This window comes from Microbacterium sp. LjRoot205 (assembly GCF_056175745.1).
This window is the reverse complement of the sequence record NZ_JBGFFH010000001.1, coordinates 501,833-522,027: the sequence shown is the minus strand read 5'-3', so window position 1 is coordinate 522,027 and position 20,195 is coordinate 501,833. Positions and strand designations below refer to the sequence as shown.

Annotated in this window: 17 protein-coding genes; 7 read left to right on the top strand and 10 right to left on the bottom strand. The window is 69.0% G+C overall.

Annotated features, from left to right (window positions below):
* Nucleotides 1-37: 37 nt before the first annotated feature.
* From AC04ME_RS02620 to AC04ME_RS02605, 4 genes are read left to right on the top strand one after another with little or no spacing between them, the layout of a single operon-like run.
* Nucleotides 38-1,279, top strand: coding sequence for an ABC transporter substrate-binding protein (locus AC04ME_RS02620; protein ID WP_157550025.1), 1,242 nt, complete (start codon nt 38-40; stop codon nt 1,277-1,279).
* Entirely contained in the window at nt 1,276-2,151 is an 876-nt protein-coding gene (locus AC04ME_RS02615) for an ABC transporter permease (protein ID WP_475433473.1), read from the top strand. Before AC04ME_RS02620 ends, AC04ME_RS02615 begins: the two co-directional genes overlap by 4 nt.
* A gap of 25 nt (nt 2,152-2,176) precedes the next feature.
* On the top strand, nt 2,177-3,106 hold the full coding sequence (locus AC04ME_RS02610) for an ABC transporter permease (RefSeq protein ID WP_475433472.1): 930 nt from the start codon (nt 2,177-2,179) through the stop codon (nt 3,104-3,106).
* Complete coding sequence (locus AC04ME_RS02605) at nt 3,103-4,155, top strand: ABC transporter ATP-binding protein (protein ID WP_475433470.1); 1,053 nt, start codon at nt 3,103-3,105, stop codon at nt 4,153-4,155. Before AC04ME_RS02610 ends, AC04ME_RS02605 begins: the two co-directional genes overlap by 4 nt.
* A 46-nt stretch (nt 4,156-4,201) precedes the next feature.
* Here the strand turns inward: AC04ME_RS02605 and AC04ME_RS02600 are convergent, their stop codons facing one another.
* From AC04ME_RS02600 to AC04ME_RS02560, 9 genes are all read right to left on the bottom strand, one after another.
* Nucleotides 4,202-5,686 carry a hypothetical protein gene (locus AC04ME_RS02600; protein ID WP_200933712.1) on the bottom strand — a complete coding sequence of 495 codons (1,485 nt, stop codon included), beginning with the start codon at nt 5,684-5,686 and terminating at the stop codon, nt 4,202-4,204.
* Between the two features lie 151 nt (nt 5,687-5,837).
* Entirely contained in the window at nt 5,838-7,958 is a 2,121-nt protein-coding gene (locus tag AC04ME_RS02595) for a heavy metal translocating P-type ATPase (protein ID WP_475433987.1), read from the bottom strand.
* 70 nt (nt 7,959-8,028) lie between these two features.
* Nucleotides 8,029-10,296 carry a heavy metal translocating P-type ATPase gene (locus AC04ME_RS02590; protein ID WP_475433468.1) on the bottom strand — a complete coding sequence of 756 codons (2,268 nt, stop codon included), beginning with the start codon at nt 10,294-10,296 and terminating at the stop codon, nt 8,029-8,031.
* A gap of 69 nt (nt 10,297-10,365) precedes the next feature.
* Nucleotides 10,366-11,328 carry an Ig-like domain-containing protein gene (locus tag AC04ME_RS02585; protein WP_079112056.1) on the bottom strand — a complete coding sequence of 321 codons (963 nt, stop codon included), beginning with the start codon at nt 11,326-11,328 and terminating at the stop codon, nt 10,366-10,368.
* Complete coding sequence (locus AC04ME_RS02580) at nt 11,325-11,537, bottom strand: heavy-metal-associated domain-containing protein (protein WP_079113876.1); 213 nt, start codon at nt 11,535-11,537, stop codon at nt 11,325-11,327. The genes AC04ME_RS02585 and AC04ME_RS02580 overlap by 4 nt, the downstream gene beginning before the upstream one ends.
* Before the next feature lie 132 nt (nt 11,538-11,669).
* On the bottom strand, nt 11,670-13,208 hold the full coding sequence (locus tag AC04ME_RS02575; protein ID WP_475433466.1) for a glycoside hydrolase family 32 protein: 1,539 nt from the start codon (nt 13,206-13,208) through the stop codon (nt 11,670-11,672).
* Between the two features lie 35 nt (nt 13,209-13,243).
* Nucleotides 13,244-14,077, bottom strand: a complete 834-nt coding sequence (locus AC04ME_RS02570) for a carbohydrate ABC transporter permease (RefSeq protein WP_079112054.1) — start codon at nt 14,075-14,077, stop codon at nt 13,244-13,246.
* A gap of 8 nt (nt 14,078-14,085) precedes the next feature.
* Nucleotides 14,086-15,024, bottom strand: coding sequence for a carbohydrate ABC transporter permease (locus AC04ME_RS02565; RefSeq protein WP_475433464.1), 939 nt, complete (start codon nt 15,022-15,024; stop codon nt 14,086-14,088).
* Nucleotides 15,024-16,406: an extracellular solute-binding protein gene (locus tag AC04ME_RS02560; RefSeq protein ID WP_052492837.1), complete on the bottom strand. Its 1,383-nt coding sequence runs from the start codon at nt 16,404-16,406 to the stop codon at nt 15,024-15,026. The genes AC04ME_RS02565 and AC04ME_RS02560 overlap by 1 nt, the downstream gene beginning before the upstream one ends.
* Nucleotides 16,407-16,602: 196 nt before the next feature.
* Between AC04ME_RS02560 and AC04ME_RS02555 the strand changes: the two genes are divergently transcribed.
* From AC04ME_RS02555 to AC04ME_RS02545, 3 genes are all read left to right on the top strand, one after another.
* Entirely contained in the window at nt 16,603-17,628 is a 1,026-nt protein-coding gene (locus AC04ME_RS02555) for a LacI family DNA-binding transcriptional regulator (RefSeq protein WP_475433462.1), read from the top strand.
* Nucleotides 17,629-17,745: 117 nt separating this feature from the next.
* Nucleotides 17,746-18,498, top strand: coding sequence for an SDR family NAD(P)-dependent oxidoreductase (locus AC04ME_RS02550; RefSeq protein WP_475433460.1), 753 nt, complete (start codon nt 17,746-17,748; stop codon nt 18,496-18,498).
* Nucleotides 18,499-18,568: 70 nt separating this feature from the next.
* Nucleotides 18,569-18,796, top strand: coding sequence for a hypothetical protein (locus AC04ME_RS02545; protein WP_475433458.1), 228 nt, complete (start codon nt 18,569-18,571; stop codon nt 18,794-18,796).
* A gap of 25 nt (nt 18,797-18,821) precedes the next feature.
* Here AC04ME_RS02545 and hisD read toward each other — a convergent pair whose 3' ends face one another.
* Entirely contained in the window at nt 18,822-20,138 is a 1,317-nt protein-coding gene (gene hisD, locus AC04ME_RS02540) for a histidinol dehydrogenase (protein WP_042537247.1), read from the bottom strand.
* Between the last annotated feature and the right edge of the window lie 57 nt (nt 20,139-20,195).

Here is a 20,195-nt window from a genome sequence, read left to right as displayed (position 1 = left end):
TATGCCGATACACCGATTCCGAAGCGAGGAACCCCTGATGAGCAGCATCGCACGACGACCTCGGAGAACCGCAGCCCTCGCTCTCGCCGTGCCGCTGCTCGCCCTCACGGCCTGCGCGGCACCCGAGAGCAGCGCGTCGACGGCATACGACGACTGGGATGCCGTGCTCGCGGATGCCGAGGGTCAGACCGTGCAGCTGTGGATGTACGGCGGCGACGACCAGGGCAACGCCTACGTCGACGACATCCTCACCCCGGCCGTCGCGGAGTACGGAGTGACGCTCGAGCGCGTGCCCGTGACCGATACGGGAGATGCGCTGAACCGCGTCTTCACCGAGATCCAGGCCGGCCGCTCCGACGGCACGGTCGACCTCATCTGGGTCAACGGCGACAACTTCCGCACCGGCAAGGAGGCCGATGCCTGGCTGTGCGACTGGACCGACCTGCTGCCGTCGATGGCTGCCACCGATCCCGACGACCCGCTGCTGCAGTCGGACTTCGGCACGCCCGTCGACGGCTGCGAAGCCCCGTGGCACAAGGCGCAGTTCACGCTCGCCTACAACGCCGAGGCGATCCCCGACCCGCCGACGACCCTCGCCGGGGTGCTCGACTGGGCCGAAGCCCACCCCGGACGCTTCACCTACCCCGCCCCGCCGGACTTCACCGGTTCGGTGTTCGTTCGCGAGGTGCTGGCGAGCGTCTCGGGCGGCGCCGACGAGGTGCCCGCGGCGTACTCGGACGAGGCCTTCGACGAGCTGAGCCCTGCTCTCTACGACCGACTGAGCGAACTGGCCCCGAGCCTGTGGCGCGGCGGTGACACGTATCCCGCGAACGAAGCCGAGCTCGGTCAGCTCTTCGCCGACCGTCAGATCGACATGACGATGACCTACGGGCCCGCGACACTCACCGATCTCGTCGCCGACGGGACGTACCCGCCGGAGACCACCGTGCTGCCGCTCGAGGACGGCACCGTGGGCAACGCGAGCTTCCTCGGCCTGCCCGCCAACTCCGACTCGATCGCGGGGGCGATGGTCGTTGCGAACGTCGCACTCTCGGCGGAGCAGCAGGCTGCGAAGGCCCAGCCCGACGTGTGGGGCCAGTTCACGGTGCTCGATATCGAGAGCCTGCCGGACGACGACCGCGCCCTGTTCGACGCCCTCCCGACGTCGCCGGTCGTGCCAGGGTACGAGGTGCTCTCCGAGAACGCGCACGGTGAGCTCGCTGCCGAGTGGGTCCCCGCGCTCGATGAGGGCTGGCGGACGGGCGTGCTCGACCGATGAGCTTCGCGCCGGTGGCGCGCCGTCGTGGGAGCGCCCGTCAGCTCCTCCGCGGCACGCTGCTGGTGCTCCCCGCCGCCCTCGTGACGCTGCTCGTGGTGGGCGGCGGCATCGGCGCCACGCTGCTCCAGGCCCTCGGACTCATGCCCATCGCGGGACCCGTGACCCCCGGGATCGACGCCTTCCTCGCGCACCCGCGCGACCTCGCCGCCGCGACGGGGGTGTCGATCGCCGTCGCCGCGGCGTCGACCGTGATCGCCGTCGTCATCGGCACGGGCGCTGCGGTCGTCATCGCGTCCGGTCGCGAGGGCAGTCGCCTGCTCGCCGCCCTCGGCGCGACGACCGTGACCGTGCCGCACCTCATCGGCGCCGCCACCATCGGGCTGCTGCTCTCCGACGCTGGCGTCCTGCCCCGACTGCTCGGGATCCCGCCCGAGTCGTGGGCGCCCTGGGTGGGGGGTCCGTTGTGGGGTGCCGTGATCGCCGAGTTCGCCTGGAAGGAGTCCGCCTTCGTCGCGCTCGTCGTCACGGGCACCCTCGCCACCCGGATCGCCACCTACGACGAGGCGGCCGCGCTGCTCGGCGCCGGCCGGTGGCGGCGCTTCCGTCATGTGCTGCTGCCCCTGACCGCGCCGACGATCGTCATCTGCGCCGCGATCAGCTTCGTCTACGCTCTCGGGTCCTACGAGGTGGCGTGGCTGCTCGGTCGCACCTACCCCGAGCCACTGCCCGTGCTCGCCGTGCGGCTGTTCCAGGGCGTCTCTCTGGCATCTCGTCCCGAGGCAGCGGCCGTCGCGCTCGTGACCTGCACGATCTCGCTCGCCGTCGTGGCCCTCACCTTCGCGGCGCTCCGGCGCACGGCCGTCTGGCGGTGATCGGATGCCGTCGCCGACCCTGCCGATGCAGAGCACCCCCACCATGCAGCGCAACCGAACCATGCAGAGCACCCTCACCACGCCACGAGGCGCCGGCCGTGTCATCCGCGTGGCGCTGACGATGCTGCTGGTGGCCTGGTTCGCTCTGCCGTTCCTCCCCCTCGTGCTCTGGGCGTCCGCCGACGCCTGGTCGTTTCCGTCTCCCCTGCCCACGGCATGGGGAGTGCAGGGCCTCGAGGAGGCTCTGGGCTTCGGCCTGGTGCCGGGATTCGCCCGGTCCGTGCTGCTCGGATCGGTCGTCGCCGCGGTTGCCACACCTCTCGGCGCCCTCGCCGCGCGGGCGCTGACCTTCGGCACCGTACCCTTCCCTCGCACGGTCTCGGCGCTGCTGCTCGCACCCATCGCCCTGCCGCCGTTCGCCGCGGTCCTCGGCGTCAATGTGCTGCTGCTGCGCGCATATGTGCCTCCGATCGTCGGCGTGGTCCTGGTGCTCGTCGTGCTCGCTCTGCCGTACACGACGTTCGTGATGCGCGCCGCGTACGGCGCCTACGACCTGTCATACGAAGAGGAGGCGCGACTGCTCGGCGCCACGCCCTCTCGAGTGCTGCGCCGCGTGCACCTGCCGATGATCGCCCCCGCGCTCGCGCGGGCCGCGTTCCTCGCCTTCCTCGTCGCGTGGAGCGACTACATCGTGACGGTCATCGTCGGCGGCGGCGAGCTCGTCACCCTTCCGCTGATCGTGGCAGGAGCCGCCGCCGGTCTCGGCAACGACGTCGCCGTCGCCGTCATGTCCCTCGGAGCGGTCATCCCCCCGGTGCTCCTCCTCGTCGCCGTCCTGACCCTGCGTGGATCCGGCCGAGCCGCTGGCGGAAGGCGCCGCAGGCCATCCGCTCCCCCGAACACCACCTCCGCCGCCTCGTCCTCCCACCCCACGACCCCAGGAGCTTCCGCGTGAGCGCCGACCTCGTCCTCGACGGACTCGACAAGAGATTCCCCGGCTCGCCGACGCCTGCACTGCGGGCCTTCTCTCTCACGGTGGCCGCCGGCACCTGCACGGCCGTGCTCGGCCCCAGCGGGTCGGGCAAGAGCACCCTGCTGCGGGTCATCGCCGGACTGGAAGACCCGGATGCCGGAACGGTGCGCATCGGCGGCACGGATGTCGCCGGGGTCGCGGCGGAGCGTCGCGGAGTCGGGATGGTCTTCCAGCGCTCGCTGCTGTTCCCGCACCTCTCGATCCTCGACAACGTCGCGTTCTCCGACCGCGTGTCGGGCATGAGCCGCAGGGCTGCGCGATCCCGCGCCGGCGACTACCTCGAGATGGTGCAGCTGCAGGGGTTCGGCGAGCGCCGGGTCGGCGAGCTGTCGGGTGGTCAGGAGCAGCGGGTCGCGATCGCTCGGGCTCTCGCAGCGGAGCCGGCGGTGCTGCTGCTCGATGAGCCGTTCAGCGCTCTCGATCCCGCGCTGCGCAGCGACATGCACGACCTTCTCGAGGCCGTGCGCCGCGCGGTCTCGCCCACCATCGTGCTGGTCACACACGATCGAGACGAGGCGGCACGGGCGTCGGATCGCATCGCCCTGGTCGAGCACGGCGTGCTGCTGCACGAGGGCACCGTGCGCGAGGCGTACCGCCAGCCGCAGAATCTGCGAGCGGCGCAGCTCATGGGAGGTCGGAACGCGATCGCCGGCGAGGTTCGCGACGGGCGTCACCACAGCGCGCTCGGCTCGGTGCCGGTGCCGCCTGAGACGCCGGCAGGTGCCGGAACACTCGTGATCCGTCAGGAGGACGTGGCCGTGCTCGCAGACGACGGCGATCGGGCGGCCCCGTCGGGCGCGATCTCGGGCGTCGTGGAGTCGGTCCGGGTGACCGGTGCGCGGTCCGACATCGTCGTGCGCTGCGGCGACGCCGCGCTGCATGCCGAGGCGCCACCGACGCAGCGGTGTCAGCTCGGCGACCGTGTGCGGCTCGCGCTGCCGACCACGGCCGTTCACGTGATCGCCGGCTGATCCCGCCACCGACGCCGGGCTCCTCGGCGCAGACGGCCGTCGCGGATCAGCGGGTGGTGGCTCGGGACGCGCCCGTCTCCCGCACGCCCGTGAGACCCGAAGGTCGAGAGACCACCTGCGGTTCGGCGCCGTCGCGGACCGAGGGGATCGGCAGCAGTCGTCGCAGTTCGATGTTCTCGATCGGGTCGAGAACGGAGTGCTGCACGCACGCCGGAACCAGGCGCCCGTCCTCCGGGTGCGCCATCGCGTACATGCACGAGCCGAGGCGCTCCTGCGTCTCCTTGAGCAGCGGGTCGTCGGCGACGATGCCCTGTTCCATGAGCTTCCACGCAGGATCGACCTGCTCGGCATCCATGAAGTTGTGCACCACGAAGGTCTTGAACGAGACCTTGCCTCGGCGTGCCTCGCGCAGCACGCGACGCAGTCCGCCGGCACGGCGGAGCACGCGTCGGGCGAGACCGAAGAGCGGAGGGATGTCGCCCGGGTGGCCGGCGATCGCACGGACGACCTTCACCACGAGCACCGGCTTCGGGATGCCGCCGAAGATCATGCCGCCGAAGTGGTCGAGGAATCGGTCGCGCGCCGCGATGTCCTTCGGGTCGTCGGGGTCGAGCAGCGCCGCGAAACCGCCGCCGACACGCACGCCGACCGTCGACCGGTTGCACCGCGGGTCACCGAACTGCGTCGCCTGCCAGGGCAGCTTGTGCCCCGCACCCGCCTCGATCCGCTCCCACACGGCGTCGATCGTGACCTCGCCGAAGTCCTCCCGCCACCGCCGATCGTCGCCGATGAACGCGGCCGGCTGGAAGGACATCATGTCGAACGGCATCTCGAGCACGTCGCGGGTGACCTGCTCGACCTCGTCGACATTCGACGGCGTGACGGTCATGTTGTGCGCGAGGTAGCTGTCGACGCCGTGGTCGCGCTTGAGATCGATGAACATCTGCGCGAACTTCTCGCGGAACGGGTTGAGCTCGGCCTCGCTGTGCGGCCGCACCGCACCCTTGCGCCCCCGCATGAGCGAGTCGAAGTGGGCGGCGAACGACACCTTGTCGAACCTCGGCTTGCGATCCTCGTCGAGCACCACGTCGAGGAGGTAGTCGTATTCGAAGTCACCGTGGGTCATCGACATCGGCTCGCGCCCGACCGCTCGCATGGCGAGAAGCGCCTGGGCGTGGTCTTCGGCCGACAGCAGGCTGACTTCGCCACCGATCAGCTGCGCGTGAGCTCGCGGCCCCCGCACCTGGCGCAGGTAGGACATCTGTCGCGCGACGTTGTCGACCGTGTGGTCGCCGTCGATGCGCACCTTGTTGGCGTCAGCCGAGTGGTAGCAGGGCGAACACGTGAGGTTGCACTTGGGGAAGACTCCGTGCGTTCCCTCGCATCCCACGGCGCAGCGTCCGAGGAGCTGGTTCGGCGTCTTCGCATGCTCGGGCAGCTCCGACCAGCGGATGGCGAGAGCGCGGCGCGTCTCGGGATGGATCGGGCGCGTCTCGAGCTCGATCCGCTTGAGCGTCTGTGCGAGTCTCATGGGCTTCCTCTCGACCAGGCGAGCGTCCGCACCGTCGACGGGCTCGATGTCCGAGAGTTGTTCGACGCCGAACCGATCTCGGATTGCATCCGATTCTCGCACCACCTCTGCGCTGCCGCACAGATGTCACGACATCTCTGCGATCAGTTCCTCACCGCCCCAGAACGGCCCGGACGCTCGCCTCGGGAGAAAGATCGATGCGACGCAGCAGCTGCGCATTGAGAGCGACGACGATCGTCGACAGCGACATCAGCACGGCTCCGACCGACATGGGAAGGACGAATCCGACGGGCGCCAGGATGCCGGCGGCGAGCGGCACCGAGAGCAGGTTGTACCCGGCCGCCCACCAGAGGTTCTGCGTCATCTTGCGGTAGGCGGCACGGGAGAGCTCGATCACGGAGACCACCGACCGGGGGTCGGAGCTCGCGAGGATCACGCCGGCCGAGGCGATGGCCACGTCGGTGCCGGCACCGATCGCGATGCCGACGTCGGCCTGAGCGAGAGCGGGGGCATCGTTGACGCCGTCGCCGACCATCGCGACCTTCTTGCCCTCGGCCTGCAGCTCCTTGACCTTCGCGGACTTGTCCTCGGGGCGCACACCGGCGAACACCCGGTCGATGCCGAGCTCGGTCGCCACGGATTCGGCCACGGCCTGGGCGTCACCGGTGATCATGACCACTTCGACACCGAGGCGGTGCAGGGCGTCGACAGCGTCACGAGACTCCGGGCGCACCTCGTCGGCGAGCTTCACTCCTCCGGCCACCCGCCCGTCGACGATCACGTGCAGGATGATGGCACCCTCGCCTCGCCATGCGTCGGCGGCGGCGATCTCTCGGCCTCCGACCTCGTCGAGGAGCTTCGGCCCGCCCACGCGGATCTCGCTGTCATCGACGGTGGCGGTCACTCCCACCGCAGGAGATGACGAGAAGCCCGAGGCCTTCGACACGGTCAGGCCTCTGTCTTCGGCCGCGCGCACGATGGCGCGAGCCAGCGGATGCTCGCTGTCGGCCTCTGCGGATGCGGCGAGCGCGAGCAGGCGGTCGGCGTCGATGCCACCGATCGATTCGACGGCGGTGACGGTCGGTGCGCCCTTTGTCAGCGTGCCCGTCTTGTCGAACAGCACGGCGTCGACGGTGCGCATGCTCTCGAGCGCCAGGCGGTCCTTGACGAGCACACCGCCCCGGGCAGCGCGCTCCGTGGCGATCGAGACGACCAGCGGGATCGCGAGGCCGAGCGCATGCGGGCAGGCGATGACGAGCACGGTGATGCTGCGCACGACGGCGGCATCCGGATCTCCGACGAGAGTCCACACCAGCGCGGTGAGAGCCGCCGAGACCAGGGCGAACCAGAAGAGCAGTGCGGCTGCGCGGTCGGCGAGGCGCTGCGCCCGGGACGACGAGTTCTGCGCGTCGACCACCAGGCGCTGGATGCCGGCGAGTGCGGTGTCGTCGCCGGTGGCGGTGATCTCGACCCGCAGGCCGGAGTCGGTCGCGACAGTGCCCGCGGTCACCGTGTCTCCCTTCGTGCGAGTGACGGGGCGGGACTCGCCCGTGACCATCGACTCATCCATCGCGGCGGCCCCGTCGATGACACGACCGTCGGCCGGAACGCTCGCTCCGGGGCGCACGACGACGACATCGCCGACGACGAGATCGGCGGGTGCGACCATGACGATCGCGTCACCCTCGACCCGTTCGGCCTCGTCGGGCAGCAGCGCGGCGAGGGAGTCGAGCGCAGAGGTCGTCTGCGCGAGGGATCTCATCTCGATCCAGTGGCCGAGCAGCATGATGACGATGAGGAGGGCGAGCTCCCACCAGAACTCGAGCTCGTGGTGGAGGATTCCGAGGGTCGCGCCCCACGAGGCGAAGAACGCGACGGTGATCGCGAGGGCGATCAGCAGCATCATCCCCGGCGTGCGCGCCCTGAGTTCGCCGATCGCACCCGAGAGGAACGGCCATCCGCCCCACACGTACATGACGGTGCCGAGCACGGGAGAGACGAACCGCGCCCCGTCGGCGACGTCGTAGCCGAAGATCATCGCGAACATCGGCGAGAACGCCACCACCGGCACCGCGATGACGAGGTTGATCCAGAACAGGCGCCGGAACTGGCCGACGTGGTCGCCATGCCCCGCGTGACCACCGTGGCCCTCGTGCCCGCCGTGCCCCTCGTGCCCGCCGCGCCCCTCGTGCCCTCCGTCTGCGTCCTGAGCGTGGTGATCGTGAGTGACGTGCTGGTCGCCGGCGCTTCCCTCGGCGTGGTGCGTGCTCATCATGAGTGCTGTCTCCCGTGTCGGGTGTGGTTCTCAGTGTCTCTCTTCGGGGTGCGCGACATCGCCCGGGTCACCGCGGGATGACACTCCGGAACCCCCGCAGGCGCAGGCTGTTGCCGACGACGAAGACGCTCGACAGTGCCATCGCTGCGCCGGCCAGCATGGGGTTGAGCATTCCGAGCGCGGCGACCGGGATGGCCGCGACGTTGTAGGCGAAGGCCCAGAACAGGTTGGTCTTGATGGTTCCGAGGGTCTTTCGCGACAGTCGGATCGCGTCGACCGCGCTGCGCAGGTCTCCGCGCACCAGGGTGATGTCGGATGCCTCGATCGCGACGTCCGCCCCGGTGCCCATCGCGATGCCGAGGTCGGCCTGCGCGAGTGCGGGGGCGTCGTTGACGCCGTCACCGATCATCGCGACGACCTTTCCCTCGCGCTGCAGTCGCGTGACGACGTCGACCTTGTCCTTCGGCAGGACTTCGGCGATGACCTGGTCGATCCCGACCTCTGCCGCGATGCGCCTGGCGACCGCGTCGTTGTCGCCGGTGAGGAGGATGGGGGTCAGCCCGATCGCCGTGAACTGGGCGATCGCTTCGGCGCTGCTCGGCTTCACCGTGTCGGCCACGACCAGGATGCCGCGCGCCTGCCCGTCCCAGCCCACCGCGACGACGGTCTTGCCTTCGCTCTCGGCGCGGGCCTTCGTCGACGCCAGCTCGCGGCTCAGCGTCTGCGACCACTCGGCGAGGAGCGAGTCCCGGCCGACGAGCACAGCGTGACCGTCGACGATCCCCCGCACTCCCTTCCCTTCGATGTTCGTGAAGTCCTCGGGCGTCGGCAGAGCTCCGACCTCCTGCGTCGCGCCCTTGGCGATCGCCTGGCCGATCGGGTGCTCCGAGGCATCCTCCAGCGCGCCGGCCAGCCGCAGGAGTTCCGCGCGTTCGGTGCCGGGCTCGACGACCACGTCGACGAGCGTCATCTTGCCGTTGGTGACCGTGCCCGTCTTGTCGAGCACGACGGTGTCGACCGCGCGGGTGGACTCCAGCACCTCCGGACCCTTGATGAGCACGCCCATCTGCGCACCCCGCCCGGTGCCGACCAGCAGCGCGGTGGGTGTCGCCAGGCCCAGTGCGCACGGGCACGCGATCACGAGCACGGCCACCGCCGCGGTGAATGCCGCGGCCACGGGGAACCCCGCGCCGAGCCAGCCGCCCAGCGCGACGACGGCGATCACGATCACGATCGGCACGAAGACGCCTGAGATCCGGTCGGCGAGACGCTGGACCTCCGCCTTCCCGGTCTGAGCGTCTTCGACGAGCTGGGCCATCTGCGCCAGCTGCGTGTCGGAGCCGATCCGGGTGGCGCGGACCACGAGCCGGCCGCCGACGTTGGTCGTGGCACCGGTGACGACGTCGCCCTCTGCGACCTCGACCGGCATCGCTTCACCCGTGAGCATCGATGCATCGACGGCAGACGTGCCCGAGACCACGACACCGTCGGTCGCGATCTTCTCTCCCGGCCGCACGACGAACTGGTCTCCCACCTGCAGATCCTCGACCGGGATCTTCGTCTCCACACCACCGCGCAGCACCGCGACGTCCTTCGCGCCGAGCTCGAGCAGCGCGCGCAGGGCTGCGCCGGCCTGCTTCCTCGACCGCTTCTCGAAGTAGCGCCCGGCGAGGATGAACATCGTCACCCCGGCACCGACCTCGAGGTAGATGTTCGCCGCCCCGTCGGAGGGGGCCAGTGCGAACTCGAACGGGTGGGTCATGCCGGGGGTGCCGGCCGTGCCGAAGAACAGCGCGTAGAGCGACCACAGGAATGCGGCCGATGTGCCCAGGGAGATGAGCGTGTCCATCGTCGCGGTGCCGTGCCTGAGGTTCATCCATGCGGCCCGGTGGAACGGCCACGCCGCCCAGAGGATCACCGGGGCCGCGAGTGCGAGCGAGGCCCACTGCCAGTACGTGAACTGCAGCGCCGGGATCATGGCCATCGCGATCACCGGCACCGTCAGCACGATCGCACCGATCAGGCGGTTGCGCAGCGACCGCAGCTCAGGGTCTGCGGTGCCCTCACCGGCGGAGGCGGCATCGTTCTTCGAGCCCTTCGGTGCGGGGATCGACGCCGAGTACCCCGTCTTCTCGATTTCTGCGATCAGCGCCGCCGGATCATACCCGTCCGGCACGGTGACCTTCGCCTTCTCGGTCGCATAGTTGACGGTCGCCACGACACCATCGAGCTTGTTCAGCTTCTTCTCGATCCGCATCGCGCAGGAGGCGCAGGTCATGCCGCCTATCTCCAGTTCGACTCCGGTCCCTGCGTTCGCAGGTGCTGACGTGCTCATGTTCGTTCCTTCTCTGGCTTCCATCTGTGGGCCGCAGCGATCAGCTGCGGCAGGGGCGACGGCTGACGGTCAGTGCCCGTCGTCGTGCGAATCGCCCTCGGTTTCGGTCACGCCCTGCGCCTGAGCGGCATCGAGCACGAACTCGGCCGTATGCACCGTGCCGTCCACCTGGAAGTCCAGGTACAGCAGGTACCGCCCCGCGGTCGGGGCCTCTGCGGCGAACGCGATCTCGGGCCCCGACGTCTCGCCCGCTTCGGGCTCATCACCCGCGGCGTGCACGTGCAGGTACGCGAGGTCGCCGTCGCGCAGCGCCACGAGGTGGCCGAACGCGCCGAGATACGGCTCCAGGGCGGTGACCGGGCGACCGTCCTGTGCGACCGTCACAGTGAGATCGCTCGCCACTCCTGCTTCGAGGGCGCCGTCGAGCGAGACCGTGAAGCCATCGACCTCCGCGACGCGGGTCGGCTGCGGCGCGACGGGTGCGAACTCACCCGCCACCTGGACAGTGCGCGTGAGAGTGAGCGACGCAGCATCCGCCTGGGCCGGGGTGAAGTCCGCGAAGACGCGGTAGGTTCCGGCATCTGTCCACTCCCAGGGAAGCGACCACGTTCCCGTGGCCTCGTCGAGCACCGGATGGACGTGTCGGAACCGACTCCCGTCTGAGCGCACCACGATCAGGTGCAGATCCTTGTCGTGCGCCGTCGCGTAGTCCGTGACGGGGACGCCGGCGGCGTCTTCGATCCGGAATGCCAGTGCACCGGGTTCGCCCGGGGATGCCGGCGCCTCGATCGGCGACAGCACATATCCGTCGAGACCGAGCGACAGGCCCTTCAGGTCGTCTGCAGCGGCACTCGCCGCGTCATCCGCGCCGACAGCACTCTCGGCGTGACCATTGTGATCGTCCACTTCCGCCCCCTTCGTCCAGTCGCTGACCGCGCTCGCGGGAACGATGACGCCGGCGAGCCCGAAGGCCGCGCCGAACGCCACCACGAGGCCCGCCCCGAACAGGCCGAGCCGTGCGCCGGCGTTCATGCCGTCCGCACCGCCGAATAGCCTGCCTCTGCGACGGCGGCCAGGACCTGCGCATCGTCGACCGACGTCGAGCCGGTGACGACGAGCTTTCCGGTCTGGGCGCTCACCTGGACGTCTTCGACGCCGGGGATCTCGGAGACCTCTTCGCGCACCGACATCTCGCAGTGCCCGCAGGTCATGCCCGTCACCTGGAACTCGTTCTTCGTCATCATGTCTCCATCCCTCGTTCTAGTACCCCTGGGGGGTATTAAAAACAAGCGTATACCCTCTCGGGGTATTCCGCGATGGGTCGATGACTTCGCGCGACCGCAGCTGTCGCGCGCGAGGCCGGTGCCGCTACCTCAGCACGCCTCCTCTGCGACGGCGACGCGCACCTCGCGCAGCGCTCCCCCCACGGCCGCCAGCGAACAGGTGCGATGAGAGGAGGCGGGGATCAACGCGGTGAGCACCCGATCGCCGTCCTCCGCGAACAGCTCGAGCGATGCCACCCGGTCGTTCAGCGCGTCGATCCAGATCTCCCAGGCGACATCACCCGCACGCGCGACGGGCATCGACATCGACCCGCCCACCCCCGCAGGCGGAACCACGTCGGGGCGAACGACGTCGATGCGCCCGCTCGCGTGGCTCTGCCGGATGACGACCTCGCCGGCATCCCCGGCCCCGATGCGGAGTTCGACGCTGTCGGCATCTCCGAAGGTCGCCGTGACACGGATCCGCACCGCGTCCGCGAGCGCAGCATCCGCCGACCCCGCACCCGCCGGCCCCGCGCCCACAGCGACACGACCCGTCAGCGAGCCGAGCTCGGTGATCTCGTCGGCCCCGACCTCGATCGCCGGCGCCTGCCGCAGACGCACCGCGCCGCTGCGGTCGCGGGTGAGCGAGAGCCTGCGGGGAAGTGTCATCGCGCTGCGGTACTCGGAGGACTCATCGTGCGGGATGCTGCCGGCGTACCGCCAGTTGTCCATCCAGGCGATCAGCGTCCGTTCGTGCGCGGCGAGGCCGTCGAACGTGACGCCGGCGTAGCAGTCGGGGCCGAAGTCGATCCAGCCGAACGCCTCGAGCTCGTCACGCGACTGGCCGCGGTCGACCAGGAGTTCGGGCGCGGGAGTCGGAAGGGGCGCAGTCGGCCGGAAGGTCGTGCCGTCGAACTCGCCCACGACGTAGTGGGTCCCCGAGCCGCCGGCGATGCCTCCCGGGTTGAGGCTGATGAGCAGCACCCACCGCGCATCGTCCTCATCGCCGTCGATCGCCAGCCTGAACATGTCCGGGCACTCCCAGACCCCGCCGACGGGGCCGGCCGGACCGTAGGACGACAGGTAGGTCCACGTCTTGAGGTCGTCGGAGCGGTGGAACAGCACCTGGCGGTCCTCTGCCTCGACCGCGACCATCACCCAGTAGCCGTCGCCCCCGTCGTCGTAGCGGAACACCTTCGGATCGCGGAAGTCGCTCGTGCCCCGGTCGAGCACCGGGTTGCCGCGATACTTCGTCCAGACGTATCCGCCGTCGGTGCTGTACGCCAGAGCCTGCGCCTGGTGCCCGTCCGCGGCCGCCGTGTAGAGCGCCACCAGCGGAGGCTTCTCGGCCGTGCCGAACCCTGAGGTGTTGCCGTGATCGACCACGACGGAGCCGGAGTAGATCTGCTCCGTGTCGTCCCAGAGGATCGCCGGCTCGTGCTCGGTCCATCGCGCGAGATCGGTGCTCGTCGCGTGGCCCCAGCTGAGATGGGCGTGCTCGCTGCCCTGCGGGTTGTACTGGAAGTACAGGTGGTACAGACCGTCGTGGAAGACGAGACCGTTCGGATCGTTCATCCAGTTGTTGCGCGGAGCGAAGTGCAGTCGCGGGCTCAGGGTGCGGACCGGGGGAAGGTCAGTGGGGGTCACCGGGGCGTCGTCTTTCTACTTGATGGGGGCGTGCGTCATTTGCCGACGCCCGCCGTGAGTCCTTCGCGCAGAGGCTTCTGCCCGAAGAAGAACACCAGGAGTGCGGGGATCATCGAGAGGATCACACCGGCGAGCACCGTCGAGACGCTGCCGGTGCCGAGGTTGCCCTGCAGCGTCACCAGGCCGAGTGGCAGCGTGAAGTTCTGATCGCTGATGGTCATGATGAGAGGTCGGAAGAACTCGTTCCAGTGATAGTTGAAGGCGAGGATGCCGACGATCGCGAGCCCCGGGGTGGCCAGCGGCAGGTAGACGCCGAAGAACGTGCGCCAGGGCCCGGCCCCGTCGAGCTGGGCGGCCTCGCCCAGCTCGGTCGGGATGCCCATGAAGTACTGCCGCATCAGGAACGTGCCGAAAGCGGTGGGAAGCGCAGGCACGATGAGAGCGAGGAGGGTGTCGGCGAGCCCCATGCCCCTCACCAGCATGAACACGGGGACGATCGTCACCTGCAGCGGAACCATCATCGTCGCGAGGATCAGCGCGAACATCAGCTTCTTGTGACGGAACTCGAACTTCGCGAAGACGTAGCCGGCCATCGCGGCGGAGAGCATCTGGCCGGCGGCGACCAGCAGCACCACCAGGGCGCTGTTCCACGCGTAGAGCCAGATCGGGATCTTGGTGAAGACGTCGGCGAAGGCTCCGAAACCCACGTTGACCTCTTGGGTCACGCTGTCGGTCGGCGACAGCGCCGTGATCAGGGTCCAGACGACGGGCCCGAGGGTCAGCAGTGCCGCGAGTCCGAGCAGGGCGAACTTGCCGCCCGTGCCGAGCGTGTAGAGCCAGGAGCGCTTCGTAACTACTGTCGTTGTCATGATGGGCCTCACCCGTAGAAGACGAATCGGCGGCTCAGCCGGAACTGCATGGCCGTGACGAGCATGATCAGAAGGGTCAGCACGATGCCGATGGCCGACGCTCCACCGAAATCGAGCTGTCGGAACGCGGACTCGTAGATCACCATCACGGCCGTGCGGGTCTCGTCACCGGGGCCACCGCGGGTCAGCACCCACGGCTGGTCGAAGATCTGCAGGGCGTTGATGATCGCCATGACGGATGCCACGAGCAGCGTCGGGCTCACCAGGGGCAGCGTGATCATGCGGAACTGGGTCCATCCCGCCGCACCGTCGAGGGCGGACGCCTCATAGACCTCACTCGGGATCGCGGCGAGCCCGCCGATGAAGAGCAGGAACGTGAACCCGAAGTTCTGCCACACGTAGACCAGGAGCACCACGACCTTCGCGCCGAGTCCGGTCGTCAACCACCCGACATCCGCGATGCCGATCAGATTCAACGTCTGATTCACCAGGCCGAACTCCTGGTTGAACAGGTACGCCATGATCAGCGAGACGGAGGCCGCCGATAGGATCAGCGGGAAGAACAGCGCCGACCGGAAGAAGGTGCGCAGCCAGTTCGGCATCTTCGACTGGACGAGCACCGCGAGCACCAGTGCGACCCCGAGCTGCAGGATGACGGCGACGACGACGAAGCCGATGGTGTTCAGGAACGACACGCTCACCGTCGGGTTGGCCGCCAGATCGACGAAGTTGTCGAACCCGACGAAGACCGGGTCGGAGATGATGTCCCAGCGGAAGAAGGCCAGGACGAACGATCCGATGATCGGGACGAAGTTGAACAGCCCGAGCCCGATGAGGGTGGGCGCCAGGAAGACCCAGATGATCGATCGTCCCGAGCGGGCGACCGTGCCGGTCTCGCGCCGGGATCCCGGCGGCACGGTGAGAGTGCGGGTGGTGTTCTCGGACATCAGTTTCCCCCCAGCGCGAGCTCGAGATCTCGCTGCATGGTCTCGAGCCCTCGGCGGACGCCGGATGGGCCGTTCGTTATGGTCGACACCACGTTCTTGAGCAGAGCGGACTCGACGGCGGCCTGCTGCGGAGGCGCCGGCATCGGACCGGTGTCGGGGAACTTGTCGAGAGTGTCGTAGAAGACCTCCCAGTGCGCAGGCCCCACCCCCGCGCCATAGAGCTCGGCGTTGAGGGAGCGACGAGGGAGTGACGAGTCGGGCTTCGGGTGGGCGATCGTCATGCCCTCGACCGAGACGCAGTACTTGAGCCACTCCCATGCCTCGTCCTTGCGGGGCGAGGTCTCCATGATCGCGTAGCCGCCCGCCCCGAACTGGTGCCGTTGCCCCGCCATCCTCGGGAAGTAGGTCACGTCGTAGGCGTCGTTCGCGACGCCCGCCTCTTCGAGCCCGCTGACCCAGAAGCCTCCCGCGGGGGTCATCCCGACCGAGCCGGTGGAGAACAGGGAGACCAGCTCGTTCCCGCCACCCTGTGCGGGGTTCGCGGCGAGCCCCTCGGAGACCATGCGCTCGAGCACCGAGAAGCTCTCGATCGCGTGCTCGTTGAGCGCGTCGGCCTGCTTCCACACGTAGCCGCCGCTGCGGGCCGGCTGGCCGGGGTAGAAGCGGTCCCACAGCCAGTCGCCGCCGCTCGCCTTCTCCTCGTGCAGGAAGCTGGTGTTGTTGACGTACAGCCAGGGGACGACACCGCCCCACAACCGGTTGTTCCAGAAGTACGGCAGGAACTGCCCCGAAGCGCTCTTCTTCATCGCACGCGCGGTGCCGAGGAAGTCCTCCAGCGTCCAGTTGTCGGCGGGGCGTTCCAGCCCCGCGCGATCCATGGCCGTCGTGCTGTAGAAGACGTTCGCCGCATTGAAGTTGTCGGGCATCTGGAACAGGCTGCCCTGGTACATGAACGCCTCGATGAGGGTCGGGTTCACGTCGTCGAAGTACTCCTGCATCTCCGACGCGTCGCGGCGCACATACTCGTCGAGAGGATGCGCGAGGCGCGAGGCGAAGAGCTGCGCCCCCTCGGTCGCGACCGTGACGACGTCGGGCGGCGTGCCCGCGGCGATCATCGTGAGGATCTTCGCGAAGTACTCGCTCCAGTCCTGTCCTTGAATGGCCACGATGCGCACGGTGATGCCGGGGTGCTTGCGCTGGAAGCCGTCGACCAGCGCCTGACGCGCCACGGCGTCCTGCGCGGTGCCGAAGAGGGCGACGGTCAGAGTGTCAGTGCCGCGGCCGGGGATGTCGGCTCCGGTGAGTCTCGGCCACGAGACGACGGTGCCCACGATGCCCAGACCGATCGCGCCGAGCAGAGCCCTACGAGTGAGATCAACCACGATGTTCTCTCCTGAGTGAATGACTTCAGAGCGAGGGAATCGAGTCCCGCCCACGAAGCTAAATTGATTCAGCATCGCCGAGGTTAGCATCGTCGATCCGGGGCCGCAACGATTTTGCTAAATCAATTCAACCAGCGTGGTTCCGGGGTGCCGCATGCACTGCCTAAGCTGGAGATGTCACGACAGGAGGAACCCGGTGCCGAAGAACGTCGATCGCAGGCCGACGCTCGCCGACGTCGCCGCGCTCTCGGGCATGTCCAAGACCGCCGTGAGCATGATCCTGAACGACCGACCGGGTTCACGTCTCTCGGCCGACGCGGCACGCCGGGTGCGGGCAGCAGCGGAGGAACTCGGCTACCGGCCGAATCCCGCCGCCCAGAGTCTGCGCCTCGGCAAGACGAAGACTCTGGGATTCATCTCGGATCAGATCACCGTGACCCGCTATGCCTCCGAGATGATTCGCGGCCTGCTGTCCGCGGCGAAGGAGCACGGCCACACCGTTCTGATCGCCGAGACGGAGGGCGATGACGCGACCATCTCCGACGAGATACAGGCGATGATCGACCGCCGGGTCGACGGCATCCTGATCGGGCTCCTCGGCGCCCGCATGATCGAGGTGCCCGAGACCCCCGCCGACGTGCCGGTCGTGATCGTCAACGGCACGTCGACGACGGGGCACCCCTCCGTGCTCCCCGACGAGCGAACCGCCGGCCATGCGATGGCGCGCCTGCTCACGGAAGCCGGCCACCGCCGGATCGGCGTGATCGGCAACAACCCGCGTGCGGTGTCGTCTCCCCGGCACTCGGTGACCATCGGCCCGAGATTCGACGGCATCCGCGCCGCCTTCGCCGAGGCCGGCGTCGATCCGTTCATCATGGACGTCCCCGAGTGGAACCCCGACATCGGATACTCGCGCACGCTGCAGATGCTCGACGCGCACCCCGACCTCACGGCGATCCTGGCCGGCAACGACGGAGTGGCGTTCGGCACGTATCAGGCGATCGCCGAGCGAGGGCTTCGAGTGCCCGACGACATCTCCGTCGCCTCCTTCGACGACGAGGAGCTCGCCGGCTTCCAGCGACCGGGACTCACGACCGCGCGACTCCCCTACGACGTGATGGGGCGCACCGCGGTCGAGATGCTGCTCGGCGAGCGCCCGCTCGACGCGGTGCTGATCCCGATGCCGGTCGTCGAGCGCGCCTCGATCCGCTCTCTGGGCTGACCGGGAAAAATCCATTCACGCGCATCCATCCCCCTTCTGCGGGCGTAGGCTGGAGAGAAGGACGGACCGTCCGAGAAGATCTCCCGGCACCGCGACCGTCCGGAAGAGGAGTCACTCGTGGCTCAGTACGACGTCTCGAACCGCTCGGCGATCGTGACGGGAGCAGGCAGCGGAATCGGACGCTCGACCGCTCTCCTGCTCGCTCAGAACGGCGCAGCCGTGGTCGTCAACGATCTGAACGCGGAGCACGCGAACGCGGTCGTCGAAGAGATCCGCGCCGCCGGCGGCACCGCCGAGGCATCGGTCGGAGATGCGACCGACACCGACTGGATCGCCAGCTCGGTCGAGCTCGCGAACACTCTCGCCCCGCTGCGCATCGGCGTCAACAACGCGGGCATCGGCGGAGCATCCGCCCCCACCGCCGAGTACGACGACGCCGCGTGGGACAAGGTCATCTCGATCAACCTCAACGCCGTCTTCCGCAACATGAAGGCGCAGATCCCCTCGATCCTCGCGAACGGCGGCGGCTCCGTCGTGAACATCGCCTCGATCCTCGGCAGCGTGGGCTTCGCGAACTCGCCCGCCTACGTCGCCGCCAAGCACGCGGTCGTCGGCATGACCAAGTCGGCCGCCCTCGAGTACTCGGCCCAGGGCGTGCGCGTGAACTCGGTCGGCCCCGGGTTCATCGACACCCCGCTGCTCGCGAGCATGGATGCCGCTGCAAAGGACTTCCTCGTGAGCAAGCACCCGATCGGCCGTCTCGGTCAGGCTGACGAGGTCGCGAACCTCATCGCCTTCCTCGCCAGCGACGCCGCCAGCTTCATCACCGGCAGCTACCACCTCGTCGACGGCGGCTACACCGCCCTCTGAGGTTAGGTCCGGGCGCCTTGTCGCCCCCGTTTCGGTCGTCCTCCGGGCCGTCTGCAGGGCAACAGCACGGATGCAGGACTCAACCACCCGCATGATCCTGCATCCGTGCCTCGGTCCTGCATCCGACACCGGTCAGGTCGCACATCCGCCGGCATCCGGCCCCACCTCCGGCGCCGCAGCCCAGGCACCCCCGCCCGTCTGCAGGACGACAGCACGGATGCAGGAAGAGATCGGCGATCCCACCCTGCATCCGCGCCTCGGTCCTGCATCCGGCCCCGACCTACCCGTCGCGACCTGATGCAGGACGATCGCGGCACGCCCCGTCAGGCGAGACGGTCCAACCGCAGCGTGGCCGTCGCGCTGTGCGCGGCCATCCCCTCGGAGTCGGAGATCACCTGCACGGCATTCGCGAGCTCGGGCGTCGCCTCGCGGCTGATGCGCTGATAGGTCAGCGGCTTCAGGAAGCGCGACACTGAGAGACCCGCACTGTGCTTCGCCCCGCCGGCTGTCGGAAGCACGTGGTTGGTGCCGGCCATGCCCTTGTCCGAGTAGGCCACGGTGCTCCAGGGCCCGATGAAGATCGAGCCGTAGTTGCGCAGATTCTCGTGGTACCAGTCGTCGTCGTCCGTGAGCAGCTCGAGGTGCTCGGGGGCGAGGTCATCCATGAGGGCCGCGGCGGTCTCGCGGTCCTTCGCGACCGTGACGACACCGTAGTCGCGCCAGGCGGCACCCGCGATGTCGACCGTCGCCAGCGTCTCGAGCTGCCGTTCGATCTCCGCGATCACAGCGTGGCCGTGCTCCTCGGATGTCGTGATGAGCGCCGCGGGCGAGTTCGGCCCGTGCTCCGCCTGCCCCAACAGGTCTGCGGCCACGAGCACGGGGTCGGCGGTCTCGTCGGAGATCACGGCGACCTCGCTCGGACCCGCGAGCAGGTCGATCGCGACCGTGCCGAAGAGCTGACGCTTGGCCTCGGCCACGAACGCGTTGCCCGCGCCGACGAGCATGTCGACGGGCAGATCGCCGAGCAGCCCGTAGGCCATGGCCGCGAGCGCCTGCACCCCGCCGATCACGAACACGCGATCGACCCTCGAGAGGTGCGCGGCGTAGACGACGGCGTCGTTCGCTCCGCCGTCGGGCTGCGGAGGCGTGCAGGCGATCACGGTCGGCACACCCGCCGCCTTCGCCACGCCCACGGTCATGAAGGCGCTCGCCGTGAGCGGGAACCGACCGGCCGGCAGGTACGCACCGACGCGCGAGACGGGGATGTACTTGGCGCCGGTCACGATGCCGGGAACGAACTCGGTCTCGAAGTCGGTCAGGTGCTCGCGGGAGGCGCGGGCGAACGCCTGCGTGCGCTCGGCCCCCAGTTCGATCGCCGCGCGCAGATCCGGGTCGAGGCGGTCTCCGCTGCTCGCGATCTGCTCGGCGGTGAGCTCGATGTCGGCACCCTGGTAGTTGTCGAGCGTGCGTGCGTAATCGAGCACGGCATCGAGACCGCGCTCGCGGATGTCGGCGAGCATGCTCGTGACGGTCTCGATGACGGCCGGATCGCGCTGCGCGGCGGGTGCGTCGATGAGCGGGGTCTTGAGGTGATGGAAGTCGCCGTCGTAGCGGGCGAGGACAGCTGAGGAGTAACGCATGCAGGAAGGCTAGATCCGCTGCATCCACGAGACAAGCCTGATGATCCGTGGCAATCC